The following is a 22,963-nucleotide window of genomic DNA, read 5'->3' as shown; positions in this document are numbered from 1 at the left end:
GTGGGAATCGAATCGTGCCGGATCGCAAAGTCTCCGTCGTTGGCCTGGGCTATGTAGGCCTTCCTGTCGCCGTTGCCTTCGGCCAGAAAAGCCGTGTGATCGGCTTCGACATCAACCCGCAACGCCTGACCGAGCTCAGGAGCGGACATGATCGTACCCTGGAGGTGGCCGATGCCGAATTGGCTGCCGCCGATATCGTCTACACCGACGACATCGCGGTGCTGGCCGAAGCCGATTTCCATATCGTTGCTGTGCCGACCCCCGTTGACGATGCGCACCAACCTGACCTGACGCCGGTAGAGAAAGCGTCCGAGAGTGTCGCCAAGGCGCTGCGTCCTGGTGTGATCGTGGTGTACGAATCCACCGTCTATCCGGGGGTGACCGAGGAAGTCTGCGTGCCGATCCTGGAGCGGGTATCCGGTCTCAAGTGCGGGGTGGATTTCACCGTCGGCTACAGCCCGGAGCGTATCAATCCGGGCGACAAGGAACACACCTTCACCAAGATCAAGAAGGTCGTCTCCGGTCAGGATGCGGCAACACTCGAGATTGTAGCGAACGTATATGTCTCGGTGGTGACGGCCGGCGTGCACAAGGCCTCGTCGATCAAGGTGGCCGAGGCTTCCAAGGTGATCGAGAATACCCAGCGCGACCTCAACATCGCGTTGATGAACGAGCTGGCTGTGCTGTTCGAGAAGATGGGCATCGACACGCTGGACGTGCTGGAAGCGGCCGGTACCAAGTGGAACTTCCTGCCGTTCCGCCCGGGGCTGGTGGGCGGCCACTGCATCGGCGTCGATCCGTACTACCTCACTTACAAGGCCGAGCAACTGGGCTACATCCCGCAGGTGATCCATGCCGGACGCCGCATCAACAATGGCATGGGCACCTTCATCGCGCAGCGCACCATCAAGGAGATGATCCATGCCGGCATCAACATCCTCGGCAGTACCGTCACGGTGCTGGGCCTGACTTTCAAGGAAAACTGCCCTGATCTGCGTAATTCGCGTGTGATCGACGTGGTAACCGAACTGCGCGAGTTCGGTGTCCAGGTACAGGTGGCGGATCCGCAGGCCGATGCCGCCGAGGCTCGCCACGAGTATGGCGTCGATCTGGTGCCGATGGCGCAATTGGCTCCGGCGGATGCGGTGATCGTTGCGGTGGCACATCACGAGTTTGCCGAGTTGTCGGCAACCGACTGGCTGCGCCAATGCCGCGGCGTGCCGGTCATCATCGACGTCAAGGGCCGGCTCGACAAAGCGGCGCTGGTGGAGGCCGGGGCGCGCTACTGGCGCCTGTGAGCGGTGGCAGCGGCTCTTTTTCGGAGCCCACGGCGGCTGCACAAAATGACAAAAGCCTGTCGGATGCGACAGGCTTTTGTCATTGATTCGGCTTGCTGTTCAATCTGGTAGGTTCAGGCAGGTTCAGGCATTGAACAAGGGATTGGCCGGGTCGAGGTCCCGGCCATTCTGCTGAATGGTCTTCCAGACCGGTTGGCCGTGAAGCCGAGCGTGGACATCGCGTGCCAACTGCGAGTAAGCCTTGGCATTGCGGTTGCTGGAGTAGGCACGGAGCAGGGCGACCTTGGCCGGCATATTATCCGGATCTTCGTCCAGCACGTCCTTGAGTACCCTGACGGCCTCGCCGGTTTTACCATAGGCGAGGAACACTTCGGCTTCGGCCACGGGGTCGATGCCTCGGGCCTTGGGCGGCTTATACGTGATCGTCTTCCACAGCTTGCGTAGAAGGGAGAAAGCCACCATGAGCACCAAACTTGCGGTCAATCCTGCCAGAACGTCCATTGCTTTTCCCCCTGTCTATTTAAAAGCGGTCGGAGGATTATCAAGTCTAGTCGCCGGGCCGATCAATCCGTAGAAATTCGTAGTGTCGGTGCCTCAAGCGGTGACGTTCTGTCCGCTTAACACCCGTTGCAGCACGTCATGGCTGACCTCGCTGCTGATGACAGCTTGGCCCAGCTGCTTCAGCAGCACGAAGCGCAATTTACCTTGTTCGACTTTCTTGTCGTGCCCCATATGCTCCAGCCAGTTTGTCAGGCCGAGGTCAGGAGCCTTGACGGGCAGGCCTGCACGTTGGATGAGCAAGATCACGCGTTCGACGTCGGCGGCACTCAGCCAGCCCAGCTCCTGTGAGGTCGCTGCTGCCAGGACCATTCCGGCCGCCACCGCCTCGCCGTGCAACCAGGCTCCGTATCCCAGCCCGGCCTCAATGGCGTGGCCGAAGGTGTGGCCCAGGTTCAGCAAGGCGCGCACGCCGCTTTCCTTTTCATCCTGCCCGACGATCTCCGCCTTCATTTCGCAGCAGCGCTTCACGGCATATTCGAGCGAAGCGGGGTCGCGAGCCCGCAGCTGTTCGATGTTGTTTTCCAGCCAGGCCAAAAATTCGGCATCACCCAGCAGGCCATACTTGATGACCTCGGCCAAGCCGGCAGACAGCTCGCGGTCTGATAACGTATCCAGCAGCACCATATCGGCGATGACCACACGCGGCTGGTAGAACGCCCCGATCATATTCTTGCCGAGCGGATGATTGATGGCGGTCTTGCCTCCGACCGACGAGTCCACCTGGGCGAGCAGTGTGGTCGGAATCTGGATAAACGGCGCCCCGCGCTGGTAGCAGGCGGCGGCAAACCCGGCCATGTCGCCGATGACGCCTCCCCCGAGTGCGATCAGGGTGGTCTTGCGCTCGCAATTGCCGGAAAGCAGGGCGTCGAAGATCAGGTTGAGGGTGTCCCAGGTCTTGTACGACTCGCCATCGGGCAGCACGACGACGCGCGTTGCAATCCCTTCCTCCTTGAGAGCCTGTTCCAGCGGAGCAAGATACAACGGGGCAATGGTGCTATTGGTGACGATGGCAACACTGGGAATGGGCAGATGGGGCTTGAGCAGATCGGTCCGCGTCAGCAGGTTGCGGCCGATATGGATAGGGTAGTGGGCGTCGGGGAGCTTCAGGTCTAGAGTGATCATGGTCGGGAGTCTTGATGGCGGTGTTGGCGCTCGAACAGCTGTGCTTCAAGTTGACTGACCAGCAGGTTGACGTTTTGCTGGGTGGTGTCGACGATCAGGTCCGCCACCTCGGTGTAGAGCGGGTCGCGTTCCTTGAGCAGACTTTCCAGCTTGGCCTTGGGGTCGGCGGTCTGGAGCAAGGGGCGATTGCGGTCATGCTGGGTTCGGGCCAACAGGTCATCGATATTGGCGCGCAGGTAAATCACGACGCCATTGGCTTTCAGCAACTGGCGATTTTCCGGGCGCAGGATGGCCCCGCCTCCTGTCGCCAGGATGATGTTGTCGCGTCGCACCAGTTCGGCGATGGCACAACTCTCCCGATCACGAAAACGCTGCTCGCCTTCTATTTCGAAGATGGTGGCGACCTTGACGCCCGTTTTCGCCTCGATTTCGTGATCGGAGTCGTAAAAGGTCTTGCCGGTCTTGCGCGCCAGCGCACGGCCTACCGTCGTCTTGCCGGCCCCCATCAGTCCGACAAGAAAAAAATTGCCTGCCAGTGTATCCATGGCAGGCATTGTAACGGAAGCACGCTCGATCGTCTGCGCTGTCCTAGCGGCTGTTGATGTCGAAATCGCTGACGACGCGTGGCGTCAGGAAAACCAGCAGCTCCGTGCGGTTATCTTTCTTCGTCCGGCTCCGGAACAGGGCGCCCAGCACGGGAATGTCACCGAGCAGAGGCACTTTGCTGAGGCCTTCATTTTCGTCCTGGGTGTAGATACCTCCGATCACCACGGTACCTCCGTTCTCGACCAGCACTTGGGTATTGACCTTCTTGGTCTTGAGCGAGGGAACCCCATTCGATAGGTTGGCGAAGTCGGCGGTGTCGTTGTTGATCTGGATGTCCATCAGGATGGTGCTGTCAGGGGTGATCTGCGGCTTCACCTTCAGGCTCAGTACCGCTTTTTTGAATGAAGTGGAGGTGGCTCCGCTGGAGGTGGCTTCCTGATAAGGGATCTCCTGACCCTGCTCGATGGTGGCCTCGGTACGGTCGGAAGTCAGCACCCGCGGACTGGCGACGATCTTGCCCTGGCTCTCGGTCTGCAATGCCTGCAGCTCCAGGCCGATCAGGTGGCTGGCACCGGCCTTGTAGACGGCGCCGATGGTTCCCGTAGCCGCACTGTTGGTCGGTAGATTCACCAAGGTGTCGGTGAGGCTGCCGTTGCCGGCTCCGGCAATATTGCCGCCCAGACTCAGACGGCCGATTCGGTCGTATGACAGCTTGACGCCCAGTTCGCGGCTGAAGTTGTCGGTGGCTTCGACGATGCGTGCCTCGATCACGACCTGTTTGACCGGGGTGTCGGTTTTTGTGATCAGATCGCGAATCTTGTCGATAACCGTTGTCGTATCGTTGATGATCAGGGTGTTGGTTTTGGGGTCGATCAGGGCGCTGCCACGATCGGAGAGCAGGGTACTGCGCCGTCCGCTGCCGCTACCGGTTCCCCCCTTGCTGTCTTCTTCCAGGATTTTCTTGAAATCCTCGGCGCTGCGGTAACGCAGCACGAAGGTTTCCGAGCGCAGCGGTTCCAGCGTGGTGAGCTGGTTCTTGGCCTCGTAAACCTGCTTGTCCCGGGCCAGCAGCTCTTCGCGCGGGGCGATGCGGATGATGTTGCCGCTACGCCGCTTGTCCAGGCCCTTGCTGTCGAGGATCAGGTCGAGTGCCTGATCCCACGGTACGTCTTTCAGGCGCAGTGTGATCTTGCCGTTGACCGAGTCGCTGGTGACGATGTTGAGCCCGGTAAATTCGGCGATGACCTGCAGCACGGTACGGACTTCGATATCCTGGAAATTGAGCGAGAGCTTGTCGCCCTTGTAGACCGGCTTGTCCAGCTCGTTCTGTGCTTTTTGGTCCGGGGTCAGTTTCTTCACCTCGACTACCAGTTTGCGGTCGGTCTGGTACGAGGAATAGTCCCAGTCGCCTTGTGGCTGGATGACGATGTGGCTGTTCTTGCCCTGGTTCATGGGATCAATCTTGCTGACCGGGGTGCCGAAGTCGGTGACGTCGAGCTTGCGATCCTGGTCGGCGGGTAGGTTGCTGCCCTGGATGTCTACCACGATGTTCTTGCCCTGGCGCTTGATATCCACCGGGACATCGTTCGATGGCAGGTTGATCTCGACCCGGCCCTCGCCGTTATGGCCCCGCCGGAAGTCGAGAGCGAGTGGTGTGCGGTAGGGGGTGCTTGCCGTTGGTGTCGGGCTGGCGGGGGTGGTGTCCAGCGGGGCGGCGGTCCGCTGCTCTGCCTGCAGGTTGCTGTTCAGGCTGACCAGCAGCGTATTGTTGCTGACTTTGGTGGAATAGGAGGCGTTCTTGGCCAGATTCAATACGATACGAGCTCGGCCATTGCTGGCGATGGCAACGGCAGAGGGAACCAGGGGGTTGCCCAGTTCGGTGAAGCTATTGGGTAGCTTGATCTCGGTATCGGCAAAGTCGAGCGCGATCCTGGGGGGATTGGAGATGGCGAAACTGTTGGGCTTGGGGGCCGGACCGTCGAAAGTCAGCTGAAGAACCTGTTCGTTGCCGTCGGTTTTGCTGATGTTGATCCCCGTAATGGCAACGCCGGCATGGGCCAGGCTGAAGGAGAGGGCAAGACCCAGTCCGGATAGCAGTTTGATGGCATGCGTGTTCATTATTTCTGCCCTTGTTCTACGAGGTACATGGTCGTTGTGCGCTGTACCCATTCGCCGTTCAGGTCTTCCACCGTTTCGGCCAACTCGATTCCGGCTTCGGAGATGTGTTTGATCTGCCCGAAATTGGGCCCCACGAAGTTGCCAGGCTGAACCCGGTAGACCGTGTTCTCCGGTGTACGGATCAGGCCGTAGGTCACCCCGCCACGCTTCAGGATGCCGACCATTTTCAGTTTGTCCAGGTCGTAGTTTTCCAGCGTCTCGCGCGGACGATCGAAGTCTGGCGCGTTGGCACTGTTCTGGCGCTTGGCGGCCAGCAATTTTTGCGGGTCGAACGGGTCGCGCAGGTCGAAGGCCTGGTACACGAAGGGCTGATAGGGTTGCGCCATCGGAATGGGGTCGATCTGACCGGCCAGGCCCTTGCCGGCTTCGTTCATCCAGCGGTCGAGGTCGTCGGTACTGCTGCTGCCACAGCCGGAGAGGAGGAGTAGCAGGCACAAGAAGCCAGGTTTGTTCATTTCTTGGCCTCGTTCTTGTTCTTGTTGAGGGCGGCGAGGCGCTCTTCCGGTTCCAGCGAACGGTAGGTTTTGGCCGTGGCTTCCAGGTTCAGCCGTGGGGAGGCTGTCGGCCCCGTCTTGCTGTCAGCAGGAGTGAGCTTGATGTCGCTCAGTGTGACGATCCGCGAGAGCTGGCCGACGTCGCTGACGAAGGATGCCAGTTCCTTGTAATTGCCGGTCAGACGTATGCTGATAGGCAGTTCGGCCATTTCGGCGGACTTGATTTCTCCGCCGGGGCGGAACAGTTCGAACTGCAGGCCGCGGCCGATGCCGGCCTGGTTGATCTCGGTCAGCAGGGATTCCATTTCGGACTTGCTGGGGAGCTGCTTGAGCAGGGCGCCGAACGAGCGTTGAATCTCGGCCAGCTGCTGCTCCAGCGCGGCGAGGTTGACGGCCTGGCGTTTTTTGTCGAGATAGGTCTGCTTGAGCTGTTCTTCCTGGCGCTGGGCGCTGTTCAGAGTATCGAGCTGATCTCCCAGGACCAGGTAATAGCCGAGGAAAACGACCAGCCCGATCAGGCACGCCAAGGCCCCGAACTGGGCCGGCAGCGGCCAGTTCGGCATGTCTTTGGGGTCGAGGTTGCGCAATTCGTCGAGCGTCATGGCCGTGCTCCTTTCTTCCCTGGGGCGGGGGCCGCTGCTTCTTGTCCCTTCATGCCCAGCCGCAGGGTGAACTCGCTGACACGCTGGTTGTTGACGATGGCGGCCTTGACTTCGACCAGGACCGGGGCGTCGAGCGTGGTGGATTGCGCCAGGGTGCGCATATAGTTGGAGACGCGTGCGCCGGACAGGGCGTAGCCCGACAGGTCGAAGCTGCGGCCGGTCTGTCTGAAGTCCCTGAGGTAGACGCCGTCAGGGGTCTGGCGTACCAGCTGGTCAAAGATGTGGGTGGCCTCGTTGCGACCCTGCTGCAATTGTTCGACCAGTTGTTTCCTGGCGAGCAGTTCGTCGCGTTCCTTCTTGAGTCCCTCGATCTTCTTGATCTGGCCGTCCAGTTGGGCAATGGCATCCTGTAAGTACTGGTTGCGATGCTGTTGGTGGTCGATCCGGCTGTTCAGCACCAAATAGCTCGAGGCCACCACCACGCCGGCGACGAAGATGGCGGCCGCAAGGAGAAGCTGAAAGCGGTGACGGTGGGCTTCCTTGCTCTGCTCACGGTGCGGTAACAGGTTGATGCGTATCATCAGTCGAACCTCCTCATGGCCAGGCCGCAGGCAACCAGCAGCGAAGGGGCATCGAGCAGCAGTTCCTTCAGGCGGATGGAGGAGGACTGCACCATGGTGGTAAAGGGGTTGGCGATCATGGTGCTGATCTGGGTGCGTGCGGCCACCGTGTCGTCAAGCCCGCTCAACATGCTGCAGCCGCCGGCCAGAAGGATGTAGTCGACTCGCAGGTATTGCGAGACGCTGACCGTGGTGTAGAAGAACTGCAGGGCACGCTGGATTTCCTGCGCCAGCGAGTCGACGAAGGGGTGCAGCAGTTCGGATTCGTAGCCGTCGGGCAGTGTCATGGCGCGCTTGCCGGATTCGGCTTCGTCGAACGAGATGCCGTAGCGGCGCTGGATATCGCGCGTCAGCTGCTGGCCGCCAAAGGCCTGTTCGCGGAAGTAGATCTGCTGGCCGTTGCGCAGCACGCTGCAGTGCAGCTTGCTGCTGCCGATATCGAACAGGGCGAAGGTCTGGTTGTGGCCTTGCTCCGGCAAGTGCAACTGGATCTGCTCGAACGCGGTCATCATGGCGAAGGACTCGACGTCGACGATCTTGACCTTGAGTCCGGCCATTTCCGCCGCGGCCACCCGTTCTTCCACCTTCTCCTTGCGGGCGGCGCACAGCAGGACTTCCAGGTCGTCGACGCTGGCCGGCGAGTGGCCGAGAATCTGGTAGTCGAGGTTGACCTCTTCCAGTGGGAAGGGAATGATCTGGTTGGCTTCGGTTTCGGCCAGTGCTTCGAGGTCGTCGGCCTGGTTCGCCGGCACCAGGATCTTCTTGTAGATCGCCATGGTGGTGGGTATGGCGACGGCGACGTTGCGGGCCGAACTGCCGAGGCGCTGCCAGGCGCGGCGGATGGTTTCTGCCACGCCTTCGATATTGTTGATGTTTCCCTCGGTGATCGCTTCCTTGGGCAGGGGCTCGCTGACGTAACGCTCGATTTGCAGGCTGTTGCCGGAACGGGAAAGTTCTACCAGCTTGATGGCGCTGCTGCTGATATCCAGTCCTAGCAGCGGAACATTGCTGGATTTCCCTAATCCAAGCTGGCTCAACCAGTTGGCGCCGAATCCAAGTTTGTCGGATAGCATCGGTGAGGGCCCCAAGTATTTTTAAGTGGCGATCCGTCGGGACGGTATCGCAATCTAATGTTGTGTCTTGTCCTGACTTACAAGACGTTATAATCCGCTTTCCAGCGAAAGCCCATTCTGATCATGCTTAAACGAATTTTTGCGATTTTTGCCGGCTTGCTTATTGGCGGTGCCATCCTTGCTGCAGGTGGCCTGGCAATCGCAATCATCATAACGTATCCGCGTCTTCCCAGTCTTGACGTCCTTACCGATTACCGGCCGAAGATGCCGCTCCGCGTCTTTGCCGCGGATGGCCAGCTGGTCGGCGAATTCGGCGAAGAACGACGTTCATTCATGCGCATCCAGGAGGTCCCGGTGCTGATGAAGGAGGCCGTGCTGGCCGCCGAGGACGATCGATTCTATCAGCATAGCGGTATCGATTATGTCGGCGTGATGCGTGCCGCCGTCGGCAATATCGTATCAGGCCATGCGCGCTCCGGTGCCAGTACCATCACCATGCAAGTGGCAAAAAATTTCTTCCTTTCCAGTGAAAAGACTTTTAGCCGCAAATTTAACGAAGCACTGCTGGCTTTCAAGATCGAGCACGCGCTCTCCAAGGACCAGATTCTCGAGTTGTATTTCAACCAGATCTACCTGGGGCAACGTGCTTACGGCTTTGCCGCGGCGGCGCAGGCCTATTATGGCAAATCAATCAAAGACTTGAGTGTGGCGGAAATGGCCATGCTCGCCGGCCTGCCCAAGGCGCCGTCGGCGTATAACCCGATCGTGAACCCGGCGCGGGCCCGTCTGCGTCAGCAGTATGTGCTGCGCCGCATGCACGAATTGAACTTCATCAGCCAGGAACAGTACGACAACGCGCTGGCGGAGAAACTGCACGTGGCGGGTCAGGGGGCGGAAGCCAGCATGCCGGCTCAATATGTGGCGGAAATGGTACGCCAGGCCATGTATGACCGTTACCGCGACCAGGCCTACACCCAGGGCTTCAGGGTCTTCACCACCATCGACAGCAAGCATCAGCAGTGGGCATACGACGCACTGCGTGCCGGCCTGATGGATTACGACCGCCGCCACAGCTACCGCGGGCCGGAGGGTTTCGTCGACCTGTCCGGGTTGGAGGGCGATGACCGGATCGAGGCGCTGGACGAGGCGCTCGCGGAGATTCACGATAGCGGCGACCTGCAGCCGGGCGTGGTGCTCGAAGCGTCGAACCGCGCGGTGAAGGTGTATCTGCGCGGCGGGCAGGAGGTGTCGGTGAGCGGACGCGGCCTGGATTTTGCGCGCCGTGCACTGAGTAGCAAGCTCACCCCGGCGCAGCAGCTGCGGCCGGGCGCCATCGTGCGCGTGCGGGCCGAGAACAAGGGGGACTGGAGCATCGGCCAGATGCCGGAAGTGGAGGGCGCCTTCGTGTCGATGGATACCCGCACCGGCGCGATCAAGTCGCTGGTCGGGGGCTTCGATTTCAACCGCAGCAGTTTCAACCACGTGACCCAGGCTTGGCGTCAGCCCGGTTCGACCTTCAAGCCGTTCATCTACTCGGCCGGCATCGAGCGGGGTTTCACACCGTCGACGCTGATCAACGATGCGCCGCTGACGATCGATCCGCAGGCGCTGGGCGGGCAGCGTTGGGAACCGAAGAACGACGATGGCAAGTTCGCCGGCATGATCTCGATGCGCCGTGCGCTGGCGTTGTCGAAGAACCTGGTGTCGATCCGTGTGCTGATGGCCATCGGCACCGACTACGCCCAGCAGTACATCCAGCGCTTCGGCTTTGCCGCCAAGCAGCACCCGGCTTACCTGACCATGGCGCTGGGGGCGGGGTCGGCCACGCCGCTGCAGATGGCGGAGGGTTATTCCACCTTCGCCAACGGCGGTTATCGTACCCGTTCCTACTTCATTGACCGTATCGAGGATGTGAACGGCCGCGTGCTGGCCAAGACCGTGCCGACGGTGGCGGGCCAGAATGCGCCGCAGGCGATCGATCCGCGTAACGCCTTCATCATGACCAGCATGATGAAGGATGTGGTGCGCTTCGGTACCGCCAACCGGGCCATGACGTTGGGGCGGCAGGATTTGGCGGGCAAGACCGGTACCACGAGCGATTTTCGCGATGCCTGGTTCGCTGGCTTCAACCCGAACCTGGCCGCGGTGGTGTGGGTCGGCTATGACCAGCCGCGCAGCTTGGGCCGCTACGGCTACGGCGGCACGGCTGCCCTGCCGATCTGGATCAATTACATGGCCAATGCGCTGAAGGGCGCGCCCGAGATCGATCTGCCGCCGCCGCAAGGGGTGGTGGTGCGTCCGGGGGGCGGCTTGCGCGGTGGCGACGAGTTCTACTACGAGGAATTCCAGCACACCAATCCGGAATTACGACTGGATAACTCCGGTACCGTGCCGGGTGGCAGTGCGGCCAGCGATGCCAGCAATGGTGGTGCCGAGCCTCAGGATGGCCAGACACCACCGGCGCGTGATGCGGTGGAGAACGTCAAGGAGCTGCTGTTCTGAGTGTCAGCCGGGGTTGGTCGAGGCTTCGGCCAACCTTGGAGGCGATGCGGTGAAGGTGACGGCCCGGTCGGCAGCAGCTGAGCGGGCCGTTTTCTTTGAGTGTGGCGTGGGGAGGTGGTCGGCCGGCGTTAGGTGTTCAGCCGCGGCGTGGCTTGATGAAGCTGGCCTTGCCGCCCGCCGGGGCGGCGGGCGCGCGCTTGAGCTGCAGGTAGAGCGCCTCGACCTGGCTGCGTGCCCAGGGGGTGCGACGCAAAAAGGTCAGGCTGGACTTGATGCTGGGGTCGTGGTTGAAGCAGCGAATCTCGATCAGTTCGCCCAGCCGCGCCCAGCCGTAGTGGGCCACCAGTTCGGTCAGCATGCTTTCCAGCGTGACGCCGTGCAGCGGATTGTTGGGTTGCGGCGTGCTCATGCGGTGGTTTTCTTGCGATAGGCGCAGTAGCCCGGGCGCGGCCCGATGCGCGGATGGTTGCGGCAGGTGTCCGGCCGCTGGGCGTAAATGGTGCAGCGCCGGGTGTGCTTGTCGAGGTAGTGACAGTCGCCGTTGGCGCGGCGCGCCAGCGTGAACAGTTCGCGTTTGAAGTTGAAGTGCTCGATCACGCCCTGCTTCAGCAGGCGCTTGGCGATGTTTTTTGGCGGCTCGCCGGTCTCGAACTCATCCACCACGCCGATGCGGATCAGGTCGGGCAGGCGCACCTCGACCGGCATGGTGCAGCAGCTGGCCATGCAGTCGCTGCACAACGAATCCTTGTACTTGAACCAGGTGCTGGTGCGGTCGATATCGGCGTACATGATGTCAGGCGGTGAAGCCGCGGCGGCGCAAGGGCCGTGCGCGGACGCAGGAAATGAAATGGAGCCCACCAGGAGCCGAGCTGTGGCCGGCAAGCCATGACAGACAAGGATCTTGGTGCGCGCCGTTCAAAATTTGCCGGCAAATATACCAACAAACGCGCGGCGCTGCCCCGCTTTTTGCCTGGTGAGCCGTCGTTAGGCGTGCTTGTACGTGGTGTGTCGAGACGCTCCACGACGAGCTAAACGGGGTGTCTTGGCTTGACGTGATGACGGTTTAACCTGCCGTGACGGCGCCTTGGCTTGGACGATCTTTTTTTCGGGCGCCTTGCAGGGTCGCCACTTCCCTTTTGCGGTCGGTTTTGTGGGGGCGCCGTAGCACCAGCCATTGTTCTTGACGTGGGTAAACATCACGTCGCGCATATTGCAGGCCTTCAGCGTTTTCTGATCGTCGCCAATGCCGTTGCGGCATTCGCCATTCAAGTAGTCCGTGACGGTGAGCAGATCAGAGGCTTCCTTCTCTGACAGCGCCTGGGCCAGGGTTGGCGCGGAAAGGGTGGCAATCAGAGCGCAAGCGAATAGGCGTCGCATTATGGCGGTCCAAAATGGTAAAGCCAGTGATGCTACATCATTCATTGTGAAAGGATTCTGAAACGTTCGTCGTTTTGAAGGGATATTGATAAATTGCTCATTCGACATGGTTGTGAGGCTATTTTTCAGGCTTTTGTCATGTTATGGAGAGGCTGCGAGCACCGCTATTGACCGACCTCACGGGAGGGGGGGGCACCTACCAGATCTCGGGCGGTCTCGGGAGGGGGTAGTACACCTGTCGTCGGCCCGCTTGTCCAAGGTCTCCATGGGGTTGGTTTTTGTGGGTGGAAACCTGCATGGCTGGTGTTGCCCTACAGTGGGCACTACGGTGCGAACCAAGGCGATGCGAACCCGTGGGCCCTTGGCCGCTACTTTTTATGGACTCTCGAAACTCTGGCCGCCGGCCGCGCCTCGCCAGCGCGCGCGATGCATGCCGAAACTCTCAACAAAGAACCGCCTGGAGGCGGTTCGAGATGACAGAATTGGCAGGCGCTCAAGCCTAGCTAACCAGGCTTGTAGAACAAATTAGCTAGCTGTCGAATGAACCAGTTCCGGTTCTTGAGTAACGCCTTGCACTGTCTTCGGTTGAGCAGGAATCCGTTCGAGATTTCTCAGATTGCGCTCGATCCGGATGATGATGGATAGGAACACGATCATCAGGAACGTACCAAAGGCACCCGCAGCGTAGTACAGGCTCTGCATCCCTTCGGCCTTGTCGTCCAGGTACTTTTGCTGGGCTTGGGCATTTTTGGCATTTACCGCATCGATTTGTTGATTGAAGCTGGTGACGTAGTTTTCCATGATACGGTTAACCACATCGAAAGGCGCCGCCTCGGAAGCGGAGCGAATGACACTCGGCGTGGTCAGAGCCTTCTCAAACACATCCGCCAGCCCCTTGATAAAGGCTTCTTCGTGACCAAGCTCCTTGATGTCTTTGCCACGATTTTTCAAGACCTGAATCACCTCTTTGCGTTCTACATGGATCGCGCCACTGGAAACCTTGACGCCAAAGTTGATGACGGCGTTCGCGGCGCGCGTATAGTCGGCCGCCAACGGGTCAACTGACTTCACCGGCTGGGGTGTGTCGCCACCCTGGCTGGCCGGGGCAGAAGGCGTGGCCGGAGCAGTCACCACGTGGATGATTTCCTGAGACGTAACTTTCGGTTCCGCTTTGGCCACGGGCGGCTCTTGTTTCATCAATTTCAGAGCATTCATGCCGAGAAGGCCAACACTGATGAGCAGCAGCCCCGCAACGGCGAGTACCACGAAGCGTAGGATCGCCAAGTAGGCGTTTTCGAGTTTTTGTAGCATGAAATTCCCCTTATGGGTTTAAAAAAGCATAATTAAATTATGTTTTAAGCATACAACAAAAGCATATGACGCATATTTCAGTCAACAAAAAGCCCGCTCATGGCGGGCGGGTACTACCTGAAGCGATCGGCATGGGCTCTGCCGTTACTACCGGGCCGTCGTTTTGTAGTTCCGTACAATGTCATTGTTCACGCCACGCTGAGCGTCACTGATTGCGCTTGCCGTTGCGCGCGGATCGGCGGCGCCGTCCACGGTGATGTGGGTGGTTTGGTGAATCTGTGCCGCCAGCTCACCTCTCTTGCGCGCCTCCAACTCAACCAGCTTGGGCCGCTCAATGTGACGGCTGACAATCTGACCGGCCTCGATAGCGTTCTTAGCCATTTTCAGAAGCTCGCCCGCTCTCCGCTCAGTTCCCCGGGTGATTCCATAATGGAGAAATCTTGCCTGTTCCTCTTCGGTTGAATCCCTGATGTCCTTCCCTGCCCACTTACGGAAATCAGCTTGGCGCGGTCGGGCGTGGCGGTGTCATGATTCGCGCAGGTGTTGGCGCTCGTTACTGCTTTGGTGGGGCGGGCGTTTTGCCGGCGGCCACGCGGGCGCTGATCTTCTCCACCTTGCGCTGCTCTCGGGGGGCGGTGCCATCGGCCAGCAGCTTGCGGCAGCATCGCGCTTGGCCCCGGCCTCCTTGAGAGAGGTTTCTGGGTATACGCCATAGGCCAGAGTCTTTTGCTTGCCGGCGTAACGGTAGGCCATGCGCCAGTACTTGGCGCCGTTGGGCATCACCCAGAGGAACAGGCTGTCGCCATCGGCCAGCTTGTCGGGTTTCCCGTTCTCGCGCGGCTTGGTGTTCTTGGTAGTGGCGTCGGTCAGCGGCATGTTGGTATCGCTCCCGTTGGTATCTACATTGTCATGTTTGCCAGATACCAACAAATATACCAACACAAAATGACGGCCTCTGTTGGTATCGGTCGGAACGGTTCTAACATGAAAAAACCCGCAGAGCCTTGTGCTGTGCGGGTTTGTCGATATGTTTCGGACTGCTTGTGAAGGTGGTTTGGCGCCCCCACCGGGAATCGAACCCAGAACTGCCCCTTAGGAGGGGGCTGTTATATCCATTTAACTACAGGGACGGCCTGAAAACGGGGTCAGCTGTTGCGTTCGACCGAGAGCCGGGCCAGTTCGACCAGCGCCTGTTTGCTGGGGCTGTCCGGCAGGCCGGCGATGGCGGCGACCGCCTGCTCGGCAGCACGCACCGCTTCGCTCTTGGCGTAGTCCAGCGCGCCGCAGGATTGTACCGCAGCCAGTACCTCGTGGAAACGGTCGCCACGGGCGTTCTCGATGGCGTCGCGCACGGTGGTGGCGGCTTCCGGGCTGCCGTGGCGCATGGTGTAGATCAGGGGCAGCGTCGGTTTGCCTTCGGCCAGGTCGTCGCCCAGGCTCTTGCCGATGGTCTCGGCGTCGCCGGAGTAGTCGAGCACGTCGTCGATGATCTGGAACGCGGTGCCCAGGTGCATGCCGTAGTCGGCCAGTGCCTTTTCCTGTTCCGGCGAGGCCGCAGCGATCAGCGCGCCGACGCGGCTCGCGGCTTCGAACAGCTTGGCGGTCTTGTACTGGATCACCTGCAGGTACTGCGCCTCGGTGACGTCGGTGTTGCCGATGTTGAGGAGCTGTAGCACTTCGCCTTCGGCGATGATGTTGGTGGCTTCGGCCATGACTTCCAGAATGGCCATGTTGCGCGTGGTGACCATCATCTGGAAGGCGCGGGTGTAGAGGAAGTCGCCGACCAGCACGCTGGCGGCGTTGCCGAACAGCGCGTTGGCGGTTTCGCGGCCGCGGCGCAGTTCGGATTCGTCCACCACGTCGTCGTGCAGCAGCGTGGCGGTGTGGATGAATTCGATCATCGCCGCCAGTTCGTGCAGGTGTTCGCCGCGATAGTCCAGCGCCTTGCCGGCCAGCAGGGTGAGCACCGGGCGCAGGCGCTTGCCGCCGGCGGAGATGATGTATTCCGCCACCTGGCGGATCAGGACGACGTCGGAGTGCAGGCGGGCACGGATGACGCGGTCGACCGTTTGCATGTCGTCGGCGAGCAGGGAGCGGAAGAGCGGGGTGGTGGACACGATGGTAAACCGGTTGTTTATGTTGTACTTGGAGCCCATTCGATTAAGCAGCTACGCCTTCGCATCGTGAGCGCCGGCAGTGCCTGGAATGCTCATGCACGGTCTGTACATTCCGCTTCCTGTGCTCTGGCGGCACTCAACCTGCTTTGGCTCGCTCGCCTACTGGCAAAGGCTCGTTTGGCCGAAAATCCCGGCCGATGTTACCAGAAAAGCCCTTGTTCCCGCCATGCATCACTCGCATGGCGTGGTGCGGGTAAAAAAATTGACATGTTTCAGTGACTTAAGTATGATTCTCGGCTTCCTGTGTATTGGCGCAGGAATTTAGATTCCCTATTCAGGAGCTATGCGAATGTATGCGGTCGTAAAAACTGGCGGCAAGCAGTACAAAGTTGCCGTTGGCGAAAAACTTAAAGTAGAACAGATACCTGCAGACGTCGACAGCCAAATCGTACTCGAAGAAGTGCTGATGATTGCTGACGGTGAACAGGTTGTTGTGGGCACCCCGCGCGTTGCTGGCGCGACCGTGAAGGCGACCGTGGTCGCTCATGGCCGTGGCGAGAAGGTCCGCATCTTCAAGATGCGTCGCCGTAAGCACTACCAGAAGCATCAGGGTCACCGTCAGAACTACACCGAAATCCGCATCGACGAGATTTCCAAGTAAGGAGTAAACAGTCATGGCACACAAGAAAGCAGGCGGTAGCTCCCGCAACGGTCGTGACTCCGAAGCCAAACGCTTGGGCGTTAAGGTTTACGGCAGCGAACTGATTCCGGCCGGTTCCATCATCGTGCGTCAGCGCGGTACCAAGTTCCACGCTGGCGAAAACGTCGGCATGGGCAAGGACCACACCCTGTTCGCCAAGGTCGATGGCTATGTAGAGTTCACCACCAAGGGTGCTCTGAGCCGCAAGACCGTGAACGTGGTTCCGTACACCGGTGTAGACGGCGAGTAATCGTCCGCTACCGGTCAAAAGCCCTATCCTGGCGATAGGGCTTTTTGTTTTTTCACGAGGCGTGAGGCGTGAGCGGCTGGCAGCGGCCGCTCACGCCTGACTCCTCACCGACTTATCTGGAGGACCCATGAAGTTTATCGATGAAGCCCGTATTGAAGTGATCGCCGGCAAGGGCGGCAATGGCGCGGCCAGTTTCCGCCGCGAGAAGTTCGTGCCGTTCGGCGGCCCGGACGGCGGCGACGGCGGCAAGGGCGGCAGCGTGTATGCGGTGGCGGACGAGAACGTCAACACCCTGGTGGAGTACCGCTTCGTCAAGAAGTACCTGGCGCAGCACGGCGAGAAGGGCCACGGCGCCGATTGCTATGGCAAGGGCGGCGACGACATCGAGCTGAAGATGCCGGTGGGCACGGTGATCATCGACGGCGACACCGAGGAGGTGGTAGCCGACCTGGCGCGCCATGGCGAGCGCGTGATGCTGGCGCGCGGCGGCAAGGGTGGGCTCGGCAACATCCACTTCAAGTCGTCCACCAACCGTGCGCCGCGCCAGTGCACGCCGGGTGAGGAGGGCGAGCGCCGCAACCTGCGGCTGGAGCTGAAGGTGCTGGCCGACGTCGGCCTGCTGGGCATGCCCAACGCCGGCAAGTCGACCTTCATCCGCGCGGTGTCCGCCGCCAAGCCCAAGGTGGCCGATTACCCGTTCACCACGCTGCACCCCAATCTGGGTGTGGTGCGCATGCAGGACACGCGTAGCTTTGTGATCGCCGACATTCCCGGCCTGATCGAGGGCGCGGCGGAAGGCGCCGGCCTCGGCCATCGCTTCCTCAAGCACCTGTCCCGCACCGGCCTGCTGCTGCACGTGGTCGACATCGCCCCGTTCGACCCCGAGGTCGACCCGGTGCGCGAGGCGCGCGCCATCGTCGAGGAGCTGAAGAAGTACGACGAGACGCTGTACGGCAAGCCGCGCTGGCTGGTGCTGAACAAGGTCGACATGCTGCCGGAGGACGAGCGCGAGCTGACGGTGAATGCCTTCCTCGAGGCCTACGGTTGGCCGAAGCAGCAGCCGAATGACGAGTTCGAGTTCGACATGGTGACACCGCGCATGTTCACGGTGTCGGCGCTGACCGGCGAGGGCACCCAGGCGGTGACCTACGCCATGATGGAGTACATCGAGCGCGTGCGTCAGGCCGAGCGCGCCGCCGTCGAGCTAGCCGAGCGCCAAGCCGCCGAAGCCAAGGCCGCGGCCAAGGCGGCGCGCCAGAACGTCATCACCCGTACCGCGGGCGTTGACGAGTAATCCCTCCACTCGGACAATCCGGTTTTTATCCCGACCGGATTGTCCGTGCACTCGCTTTCCGATTTCTTCCAGCCCGGCATCGATCCGGCTGGCCTGTCCTCAGTCAATCGCCTGACCGCTGCCTGGCCTTATCTGTCCGTCTTCATCACGCTGTTTCGTGGCGGCGACGAAGAAGTGCTGCTGCGCCTCCTGGTGCTGCGCGAGCTGGGCAACCGCGCCGACGCGCCGCTGTGGACCCCGGCCGAGATCGCCCAGCGCTTCGCCTACCTCAACCCGACCAAGCTCGACACCATTCTGAAGCGCCTGCGCGAGGGCGAGCTGTTGGTGTGGGAGTCCGACGGCGGGCGCTACCAGCTCTCCGAGGGCGCGCGCGTGGCGCTGGCGGCGCTGGCCACCATGGTCGACTTCGCCGGCGACGACGTGGAACTGGGCTATCTGACCAGCCAGGTCGCGGCCGGGCAGGCGGTGGGGCAGGTGTCGGACGACGCGCTTCGCCATCTGTTGGCGCGGCTCAACGAGCTGTACGCCGAGTTCGAGGCGGCGCTGGAGTCGCAGTCGGAGTTCCGCATCCGCGCCGCGCAGCACCGCCTCGACGCGGTGTGGCGCTGGGTGGCCAAGTCGACCGAGGTGGTGCGGCGTCTGACCGCCGACGAGACGCTGGATCTGGCCACCTTGAACCAGGCGCAGGCCATCGCGCTGGCGCAAAGCCGCATGCTGGCGTTGGCCGGCACCTTCGAGCGGCGGCTGGCGCAGCTGGCGGCGCAGCGCGTGCACTTGGGTAACTCCGGGCTGACCTCGACCGACATCGCCGACTGGCTGCGCCGTCAGCAGGTCGGTCAGCTCGCGACCCAATTGGCGGGCTGCCTGTCGATCTGCCCCGAGCCGGCCTTTCTCGCCACACCGGAGCTGGCCGACGTGGCCGAATTCGAGCTGTTGGCGCGTGAGCGCGCCAAGGCCGGCAACGCCACGCTGCCTGGTGCCGAGGCCGCGCCCATGGCCGACGCGCCGGAGGTGGAGCGCCTGCTCGCCGCCGAGGCGATGTACGACGAGCTACTGCAACTGGGTCTGGAACTGGGCGAGAGCGGGGCGGCCGAGCTGCCGATCGCGCGCGCGGTACTGGCCGACAGCTACGATGAGACCGCCTACCGCTTATCGCTGCTGTCGCTGCTCGGCGACCCGGAAAGCCGCGGCGACGCCAGCATCGTCGCCGACTTGGCGCGGCTGCCGCTGCAGTTGACTGGCGGCGAGTCCGTCATCGAACCCGATCACCCGGAAGTGGCCGCGCTGTCCGACGCGCGGCTGCGGCCCTATACCCCGAACTGAGCCATGGAACTGGAACTCAAGACCCTCACCGCGCGCTTGTTGGCGCAGCGCGTGCTGCCGCGCGCCGACCCGCTGGCGCGCCGCGCCCTGCTCGATGAGAGCTTCCGCAGCGAGCTGGACAAGCGCCTGGCCGACGTCGGCCTGCGCCTGGTGGAAAACCCCTACGCTGAGTATGTCGCGGTGGCGTTGCTGCCGGAGATGACCGAGCCGGTGTTCGGCTCGGGCGAGGCCTGGCTCAACAACAATCTCGGCCTGCCGCGCGACGGCGTGGCCTTGCTGGTGATTTTGTGGGCGCTGATCGTGCTGCCCAAGCGCGAGCGTCAGATCGCCCGTGTCGAGGCTGGGCGCGAGAGCCAGCATGACATGTTCGGTGCGCAGAAGCCGCTGGAAACCGGCGAGTCGGTTTCCACCGGTGTGTCGGAGGAGGCGCTCTACGCCGATTTCGGCAAGGCGCTTGGCGGCCGCACCCGTTTCAACGCCAACCTCGGCCGCTTGGTCAACCTGGGTTTCGTGGTCCGTCGCAACAAGTGGCTGGATGAGGGGCCGATGCTGGACCTGATGATCGACTATGCCCAGCTTGCGCCGCGCATCATCGACGGCGCGCTGGCCGAGGTGCTGCGCCAGCGCGAAGGACGTACGGCGCTGGTCGACAAGACGCAGGAGGCCGTTGCCCATTCTGAGACTGAAACGTTGGCCGAACAGCCGGCGGAGGCCGGTGACGGTTCCTTATTCGAATCCGGGTTCGAATCCGGGGAGGTGCGCTGATGTTCCAGATGAAAGCAGTGGAAATGGTGCACTGGGATTTCTGGCAGCGGCTGACCGTGCCGCTCGACGCCCAGATCGTCACCATCATCGGCCCCAACGGCTCGGGCAAGACGACTTTGCTGGACGCGATGCGCACGCTGTTGGCGATCAAGTGCTCCGGCAAGCGCGACTACAAGCGCTACGTGCGCAACAACCGCGAGGCCTTCGCCTACCTGCGCGGGGTGGTCGACAACCCGCGCCGGCCTTCCGGCGGGCTCTATCCGACGCCGTTCTTCCCCATCGTCGGGGATGCCGTGACGCTGTTGTGCCGCATCAAGAAGCAGGGTGGCGACTGGGTGCGCCACTACGCCATCCTCGATGGCGATGTGCCGCTGGAGCTGGCCGAAGGCCAGGCGCAGTGGCTCGGGGTGCAGGAATACCGCCGCCGTCTCGAGATGGCCGGCCTGACGCCGGCGGTGGCCGAGGTACTGGCGCTGGAGCAGGGCGATACCGACAAGCTCACCGAGTACAGCCCGCGCCAGCTGCTCGACCTCGTGTTCCAGGTGTTCGGCGACAAGGACGTGCTCGACAATTACCAGCGCGCACGCGAGGAACAGCGCGCCACCGAGCAGGAACTGGAGGTGCTGACGCGCCAGGAGGAGGTGCTGGAAGGGCGCGTCGAAACCATGAAGACGCGGGCCAACCGTCACCTCGAGTGGCGCCAGTTGCAGCACAACATCGCCCGCTTGCGCGACGAGGCACTGCCGGTGTTGGGTTACCTTGACGGCAAGGCCTCGTTCGCCGGGGTATGGCGCGGTTACCGCAGCGGCTACCACGCGCTGAACCGGGCGAGCGCCGAGCATGCAGAGACGCTGGAACTGGTGGCCCGGCTCAAGGCCGCCGAGGTCGCCGCCGACGCCGCGCGCGTTGCGGCGGAAAGCGCCCGGCAGGCGGCGCAGGATGCCTTCATGACGACCAAGTCGGAACACGCCGGCGTGGCCGGCCAGCTCAAGGAGCGTGACCGGCTGCAGGCGCTGGCCGGCAAGGAGTACGGTGCCGATGCTGCGGCGTTGGCCGAGCAGCTCTCTGGCCTGCGCGATCGGGCCGACACGTTGAAGGACGGCTTGCGTGCGCTCAAGCAGCAGCGCGAGGAGAAATCGCAGCAGCTCGAGTCGCTGGAGCTGGGGCGCTCGCGCGCGCCGGACGAGGTACGGAACTTCCGCGCCGCGCTCGACGAGGCCGGTATCGGGCACGCCATGCTGTCCGAGCTGGTCGAGGTGACCGATGCGCGCTGGCAGGGCGCGGTCGAGGCGCTGCTCAGGCCATACCGTCACGTGGTGTTGCTGGACGATTCCGACGACCGGCGCGCGGCCTGGCAGCTGGGCGAGCGCCACCGCTACCGCCACTTCGTGGTGCCGGAGCGCGCCAGCCCGCCGCCGGCGAAGAAGGGCAGCCTGCTCGAGGTGGTGCGTTTCTCGGCCAAGGCGCCGGACTGGCTCTACCGCCAGATGAACAGCGTCACCCGCGTCGAGGATGCTCGCGAGGGAGCGGATGTTGACGGCGACTGGATCACCCGCGACGGCTACTTCCGCGAACGGCGCGGCGCGCGCCACATCGGCGTCGCCCCGCACGACTACGCCTTCGGCGAGGCGGCGCGCCAGTCGCGCCTGTTGGCGCTGCGCGACGAGCTCAAGCGGCTCAACGTGCAGATTCTCGCCGACGAGGAGAAGCTGGTGGCGGCCACGCGCGAGGCAGCCGGGCTGGCCGACTACCTGTCCGGCATGGATGCGATCCGCCAGCTCGACGGCCGGGCCGAGGAATTCGCCGCGCTGGAGGCGCGCAAGGGTTCGCTGGAGGCGGAAATCGCCCGCCTCGGTGCCGTGTTGGCCGATGCTGCGGCCGAGAAGAACGCCGCTGACACGCGCTACGGCGACGCCCGCCTGGCGCACGACCGGGTGTGCCAGCGCGAGCAGGACAGCCTCGCTGCCTACCAGCAGCAACGCCAGGAAGTGGATGGCGGGCGTCGCCAGCTGCGCCGCCTGTTGGCCGAGCTGCGCGAGGGCGCGGAACACCTGCCCGATGGCGCGCTGGCGCCGGAGCACATCGCCGCGCTGGAAGACGAGTTCGACAGCGCCGCCGACGTGCGCCATCAGCTCAACTACCTCGAGGAGCGGCTGCAGAACGGTGAGTGGGAGACCGACGACGCGGTGCTGCAGCTCAAGGACAAGCTGGTCGACGACCTCTCGCAGATCGACCGTGAACGCTGCCGCCGCCAGGCCGAGGTCGACCGCTCGCGCGAGCTCACCGACGAGGCGCGCGCCGCCTACATCGGCAAGCTGCGCGCCACGGTGCGTGCCTACGGCCAGAATGTGCGCCGTCTGGGCGAACTGGCCGGCATCGGTGTCGAGGTCGAGCTGCCGCAGCTTGCCAACGACGATGCGGTGCTGGCGCAGGCTGGCCTGGTGCTCAAGTTCAACTTCGATCAGAAGGGCATGATGGGCATGAACGACGGCGAGGCCTCCGGCGGCCAGCAGGTGATGAAGTCGCTGATCCTGCTCATCGCGCTGATGATGGACGAGGCCAACCCGTCCGGCTTCGTGTTCATCGACGAGCCGTTCGCGCACCTCGACATCTTCAACATCGACCGCGTCGCCGGCTTCCTCAAGGCCACCGAGGCGCAGTACCTGATCACCACGCCCAACACCCACAACGTCAACATCTTTGCGCCGTCCGAACTCACCTTGGCCACGCGCAAGAAGCGTCCGGGGGAAACCTGGGCGCCGCCGATCCTGCAGGCGCGGCGGCGCGTCGAGGGCGCGGACAAGGCGCCGTGAGCGCCCGCCCGGGAGTG

At 62.4% G+C, this 22,963-nt stretch carries 23 protein-coding genes and 1 tRNA gene; 8 read left to right on the top strand and 16 right to left on the bottom strand.

What is annotated here, in order from left to right; genetic code table 11:
- The first annotated feature begins 14 nt into the window (after positions 1-14).
- Positions 15-1,298 (top strand): nucleotide sugar dehydrogenase, encoded by a 1,284-nt coding sequence (locus B9N72_RS03915; RefSeq protein ID WP_085275129.1) that lies wholly within the window; start codon positions 15-17, stop codon positions 1,296-1,298.
- Positions 1,299-1,421: 123 nt separating this feature from the next.
- Here the strand turns inward: B9N72_RS03915 and B9N72_RS03910 are convergent, their stop codons facing one another.
- The 8 genes from B9N72_RS03910 to B9N72_RS03875 all read right to left on the bottom strand — a co-directional run bounded on the left by B9N72_RS03910 (position 1,422) and on the right by B9N72_RS03875 (position 8,494).
- Positions 1,422-1,799, bottom strand: coding sequence for a type IV pilus assembly protein FimV (locus B9N72_RS03910; RefSeq protein WP_085275128.1), 378 nt, complete (start codon positions 1,797-1,799; stop codon positions 1,422-1,424).
- Positions 1,800-1,892: 93 nt separating this feature from the next.
- Positions 1,893-2,981, bottom strand: a complete 1,089-nt coding sequence (gene aroB, locus B9N72_RS03905; RefSeq protein ID WP_085275127.1) for a 3-dehydroquinate synthase — start codon at positions 2,979-2,981, stop codon at positions 1,893-1,895.
- Positions 2,978-3,535: a shikimate kinase gene (locus B9N72_RS03900; RefSeq protein WP_085275126.1), complete on the bottom strand. Its 558-nt coding sequence runs from the start codon at positions 3,533-3,535 to the stop codon at positions 2,978-2,980. The genes aroB and B9N72_RS03900 overlap by 4 nt, the downstream gene beginning before the upstream one ends.
- A gap of 34 nt (positions 3,536-3,569) precedes the next feature.
- Positions 3,570-5,645: a type IV pilus secretin PilQ gene (pilQ, locus tag B9N72_RS03895; RefSeq protein WP_085275125.1), complete on the bottom strand. Its 2,076-nt coding sequence runs from the start codon at positions 5,643-5,645 to the stop codon at positions 3,570-3,572.
- A complete protein-coding gene (locus B9N72_RS03890) occupies positions 5,645-6,160 on the bottom strand; it encodes a pilus assembly protein PilP (protein WP_085275124.1) in 516 nt (171 codons plus the stop codon). Before B9N72_RS03890 ends, pilQ begins: the two co-directional genes overlap by 1 nt.
- The gene (locus B9N72_RS03885) at positions 6,157-6,801 is read right to left on the bottom strand and encodes a type IV pilus inner membrane component PilO (RefSeq protein WP_085275123.1); all 645 of its coding nucleotides are present in this window, start codon (positions 6,799-6,801) and stop codon (positions 6,157-6,159) included. Before B9N72_RS03885 ends, B9N72_RS03890 begins: the two co-directional genes overlap by 4 nt.
- A complete protein-coding gene (locus B9N72_RS03880; RefSeq protein ID WP_085275122.1) occupies positions 6,798-7,382 on the bottom strand; it encodes a PilN domain-containing protein in 585 nt (194 codons plus the stop codon). Before B9N72_RS03880 ends, B9N72_RS03885 begins: the two co-directional genes overlap by 4 nt.
- On the bottom strand, positions 7,382-8,494 hold the full coding sequence (locus B9N72_RS03875) for a pilus assembly protein PilM (protein WP_085275121.1): 1,113 nt from the start codon (positions 8,492-8,494) through the stop codon (positions 7,382-7,384). The genes B9N72_RS03880 and B9N72_RS03875 overlap by 1 nt, the downstream gene beginning before the upstream one ends.
- 264 nt (positions 8,495-8,758) lie before the next feature.
- On the opposite strand from B9N72_RS03875, the gene B9N72_RS03870 reads away from it, so the two are divergent.
- Entirely contained in the window at positions 8,759-10,996 is a 2,238-nt protein-coding gene (locus B9N72_RS03870) for a penicillin-binding protein 1A (RefSeq protein WP_085275120.1), read from the top strand.
- 136 nt (positions 10,997-11,132) lie between these two features.
- On the opposite strand, the gene B9N72_RS03865 is transcribed toward B9N72_RS03870, so the two are convergent.
- The 8 genes from B9N72_RS03865 to ispB all read right to left on the bottom strand — a co-directional run bounded on the left by B9N72_RS03865 (position 11,133) and on the right by ispB (position 15,804).
- Complete coding sequence (locus tag B9N72_RS03865; protein WP_085275119.1) at positions 11,133-11,405, bottom strand: VF530 family protein; 273 nt, start codon at positions 11,403-11,405, stop codon at positions 11,133-11,135.
- Complete coding sequence (locus tag B9N72_RS03860; protein ID WP_085275118.1) at positions 11,402-11,785, bottom strand: YkgJ family cysteine cluster protein; 384 nt, start codon at positions 11,783-11,785, stop codon at positions 11,402-11,404. The genes B9N72_RS03865 and B9N72_RS03860 overlap by 4 nt, the downstream gene beginning before the upstream one ends.
- 195 nt (positions 11,786-11,980) lie before the next feature.
- Positions 11,981-12,373, bottom strand: a complete 393-nt coding sequence (locus tag B9N72_RS03855; RefSeq protein WP_085275117.1) for a hypothetical protein — start codon at positions 12,371-12,373, stop codon at positions 11,981-11,983.
- 525 nt (positions 12,374-12,898) lie between these two features.
- Positions 12,899-13,684, bottom strand: a complete 786-nt coding sequence (locus B9N72_RS03850; protein WP_085275116.1) for a hypothetical protein — start codon at positions 13,682-13,684, stop codon at positions 12,899-12,901.
- A gap of 147 nt (positions 13,685-13,831) precedes the next feature.
- Positions 13,832-14,065 carry a hypothetical protein gene (locus B9N72_RS03845; protein WP_085275115.1) on the bottom strand — a complete coding sequence of 78 codons (234 nt, stop codon included), beginning with the start codon at positions 14,063-14,065 and terminating at the stop codon, positions 13,832-13,834.
- A gap of 144 nt (positions 14,066-14,209) precedes the next feature.
- Complete coding sequence (locus tag B9N72_RS03840; RefSeq protein ID WP_085275114.1) at positions 14,210-14,560, bottom strand: Arm DNA-binding domain-containing protein; 351 nt, start codon at positions 14,558-14,560, stop codon at positions 14,210-14,212.
- A 179-nt stretch (positions 14,561-14,739) separates the two neighbouring features.
- Positions 14,740-14,814, bottom strand: a tRNA-Arg gene (locus tag B9N72_RS03835).
- Between the two features lie 15 nt (positions 14,815-14,829).
- Positions 14,830-15,804, bottom strand: a complete 975-nt coding sequence (gene ispB, locus B9N72_RS03830; RefSeq protein WP_085275273.1) for an octaprenyl diphosphate synthase — start codon at positions 15,802-15,804, stop codon at positions 14,830-14,832.
- Between the two features lie 346 nt (positions 15,805-16,150).
- On the opposite strand from ispB, the gene rplU reads away from it, so the two are divergent.
- The 6 genes from rplU (at position 16,151) to B9N72_RS03800 (ending at position 22,946) form a co-directional block, all read left to right on the top strand.
- Positions 16,151-16,462: a 50S ribosomal protein L21 gene (gene rplU, locus B9N72_RS03825; RefSeq protein ID WP_024304220.1), complete on the top strand. Its 312-nt coding sequence runs from the start codon at positions 16,151-16,153 to the stop codon at positions 16,460-16,462.
- 13 nt (positions 16,463-16,475) lie between these two features.
- Positions 16,476-16,751 (top strand): 50S ribosomal protein L27, encoded by a 276-nt coding sequence (rpmA, locus tag B9N72_RS03820; protein WP_008952322.1) that lies wholly within the window; start codon positions 16,476-16,478, stop codon positions 16,749-16,751.
- Between the two features lie 127 nt (positions 16,752-16,878).
- Positions 16,879-18,045 carry a GTPase ObgE gene (obgE, locus tag B9N72_RS03815; protein WP_085275113.1) on the top strand — a complete coding sequence of 389 codons (1,167 nt, stop codon included), beginning with the start codon at positions 16,879-16,881 and terminating at the stop codon, positions 18,043-18,045.
- A 45-nt stretch (positions 18,046-18,090) separates the two neighbouring features.
- Complete coding sequence (locus B9N72_RS03810) at positions 18,091-19,368, top strand: hypothetical protein (RefSeq protein ID WP_234985873.1); 1,278 nt, start codon at positions 18,091-18,093, stop codon at positions 19,366-19,368.
- Between the two features lie 3 nt (positions 19,369-19,371).
- Positions 19,372-20,133 carry a hypothetical protein gene (locus tag B9N72_RS03805; protein WP_085275111.1) on the top strand — a complete coding sequence of 254 codons (762 nt, stop codon included), beginning with the start codon at positions 19,372-19,374 and terminating at the stop codon, positions 20,131-20,133.
- A complete protein-coding gene (locus B9N72_RS03800; RefSeq protein WP_085275110.1) occupies positions 20,133-22,946 on the top strand; it encodes an ATP-binding protein in 2,814 nt (937 codons plus the stop codon). Before B9N72_RS03805 ends, B9N72_RS03800 begins: the two co-directional genes overlap by 1 nt.
- Positions 22,947-22,963 lie beyond the last annotated feature (17 nt).

Origin of the sequence: Pseudogulbenkiania subflava DSM 22618 (assembly GCF_900177275.1) — a bacterium.
Classification (GTDB): domain Bacteria; phylum Pseudomonadota; class Gammaproteobacteria; order Burkholderiales; family Chromobacteriaceae; genus Pseudogulbenkiania; species Pseudogulbenkiania subflava.
This window is presented reverse-complemented; position numbering and strand designations above follow the sequence as displayed.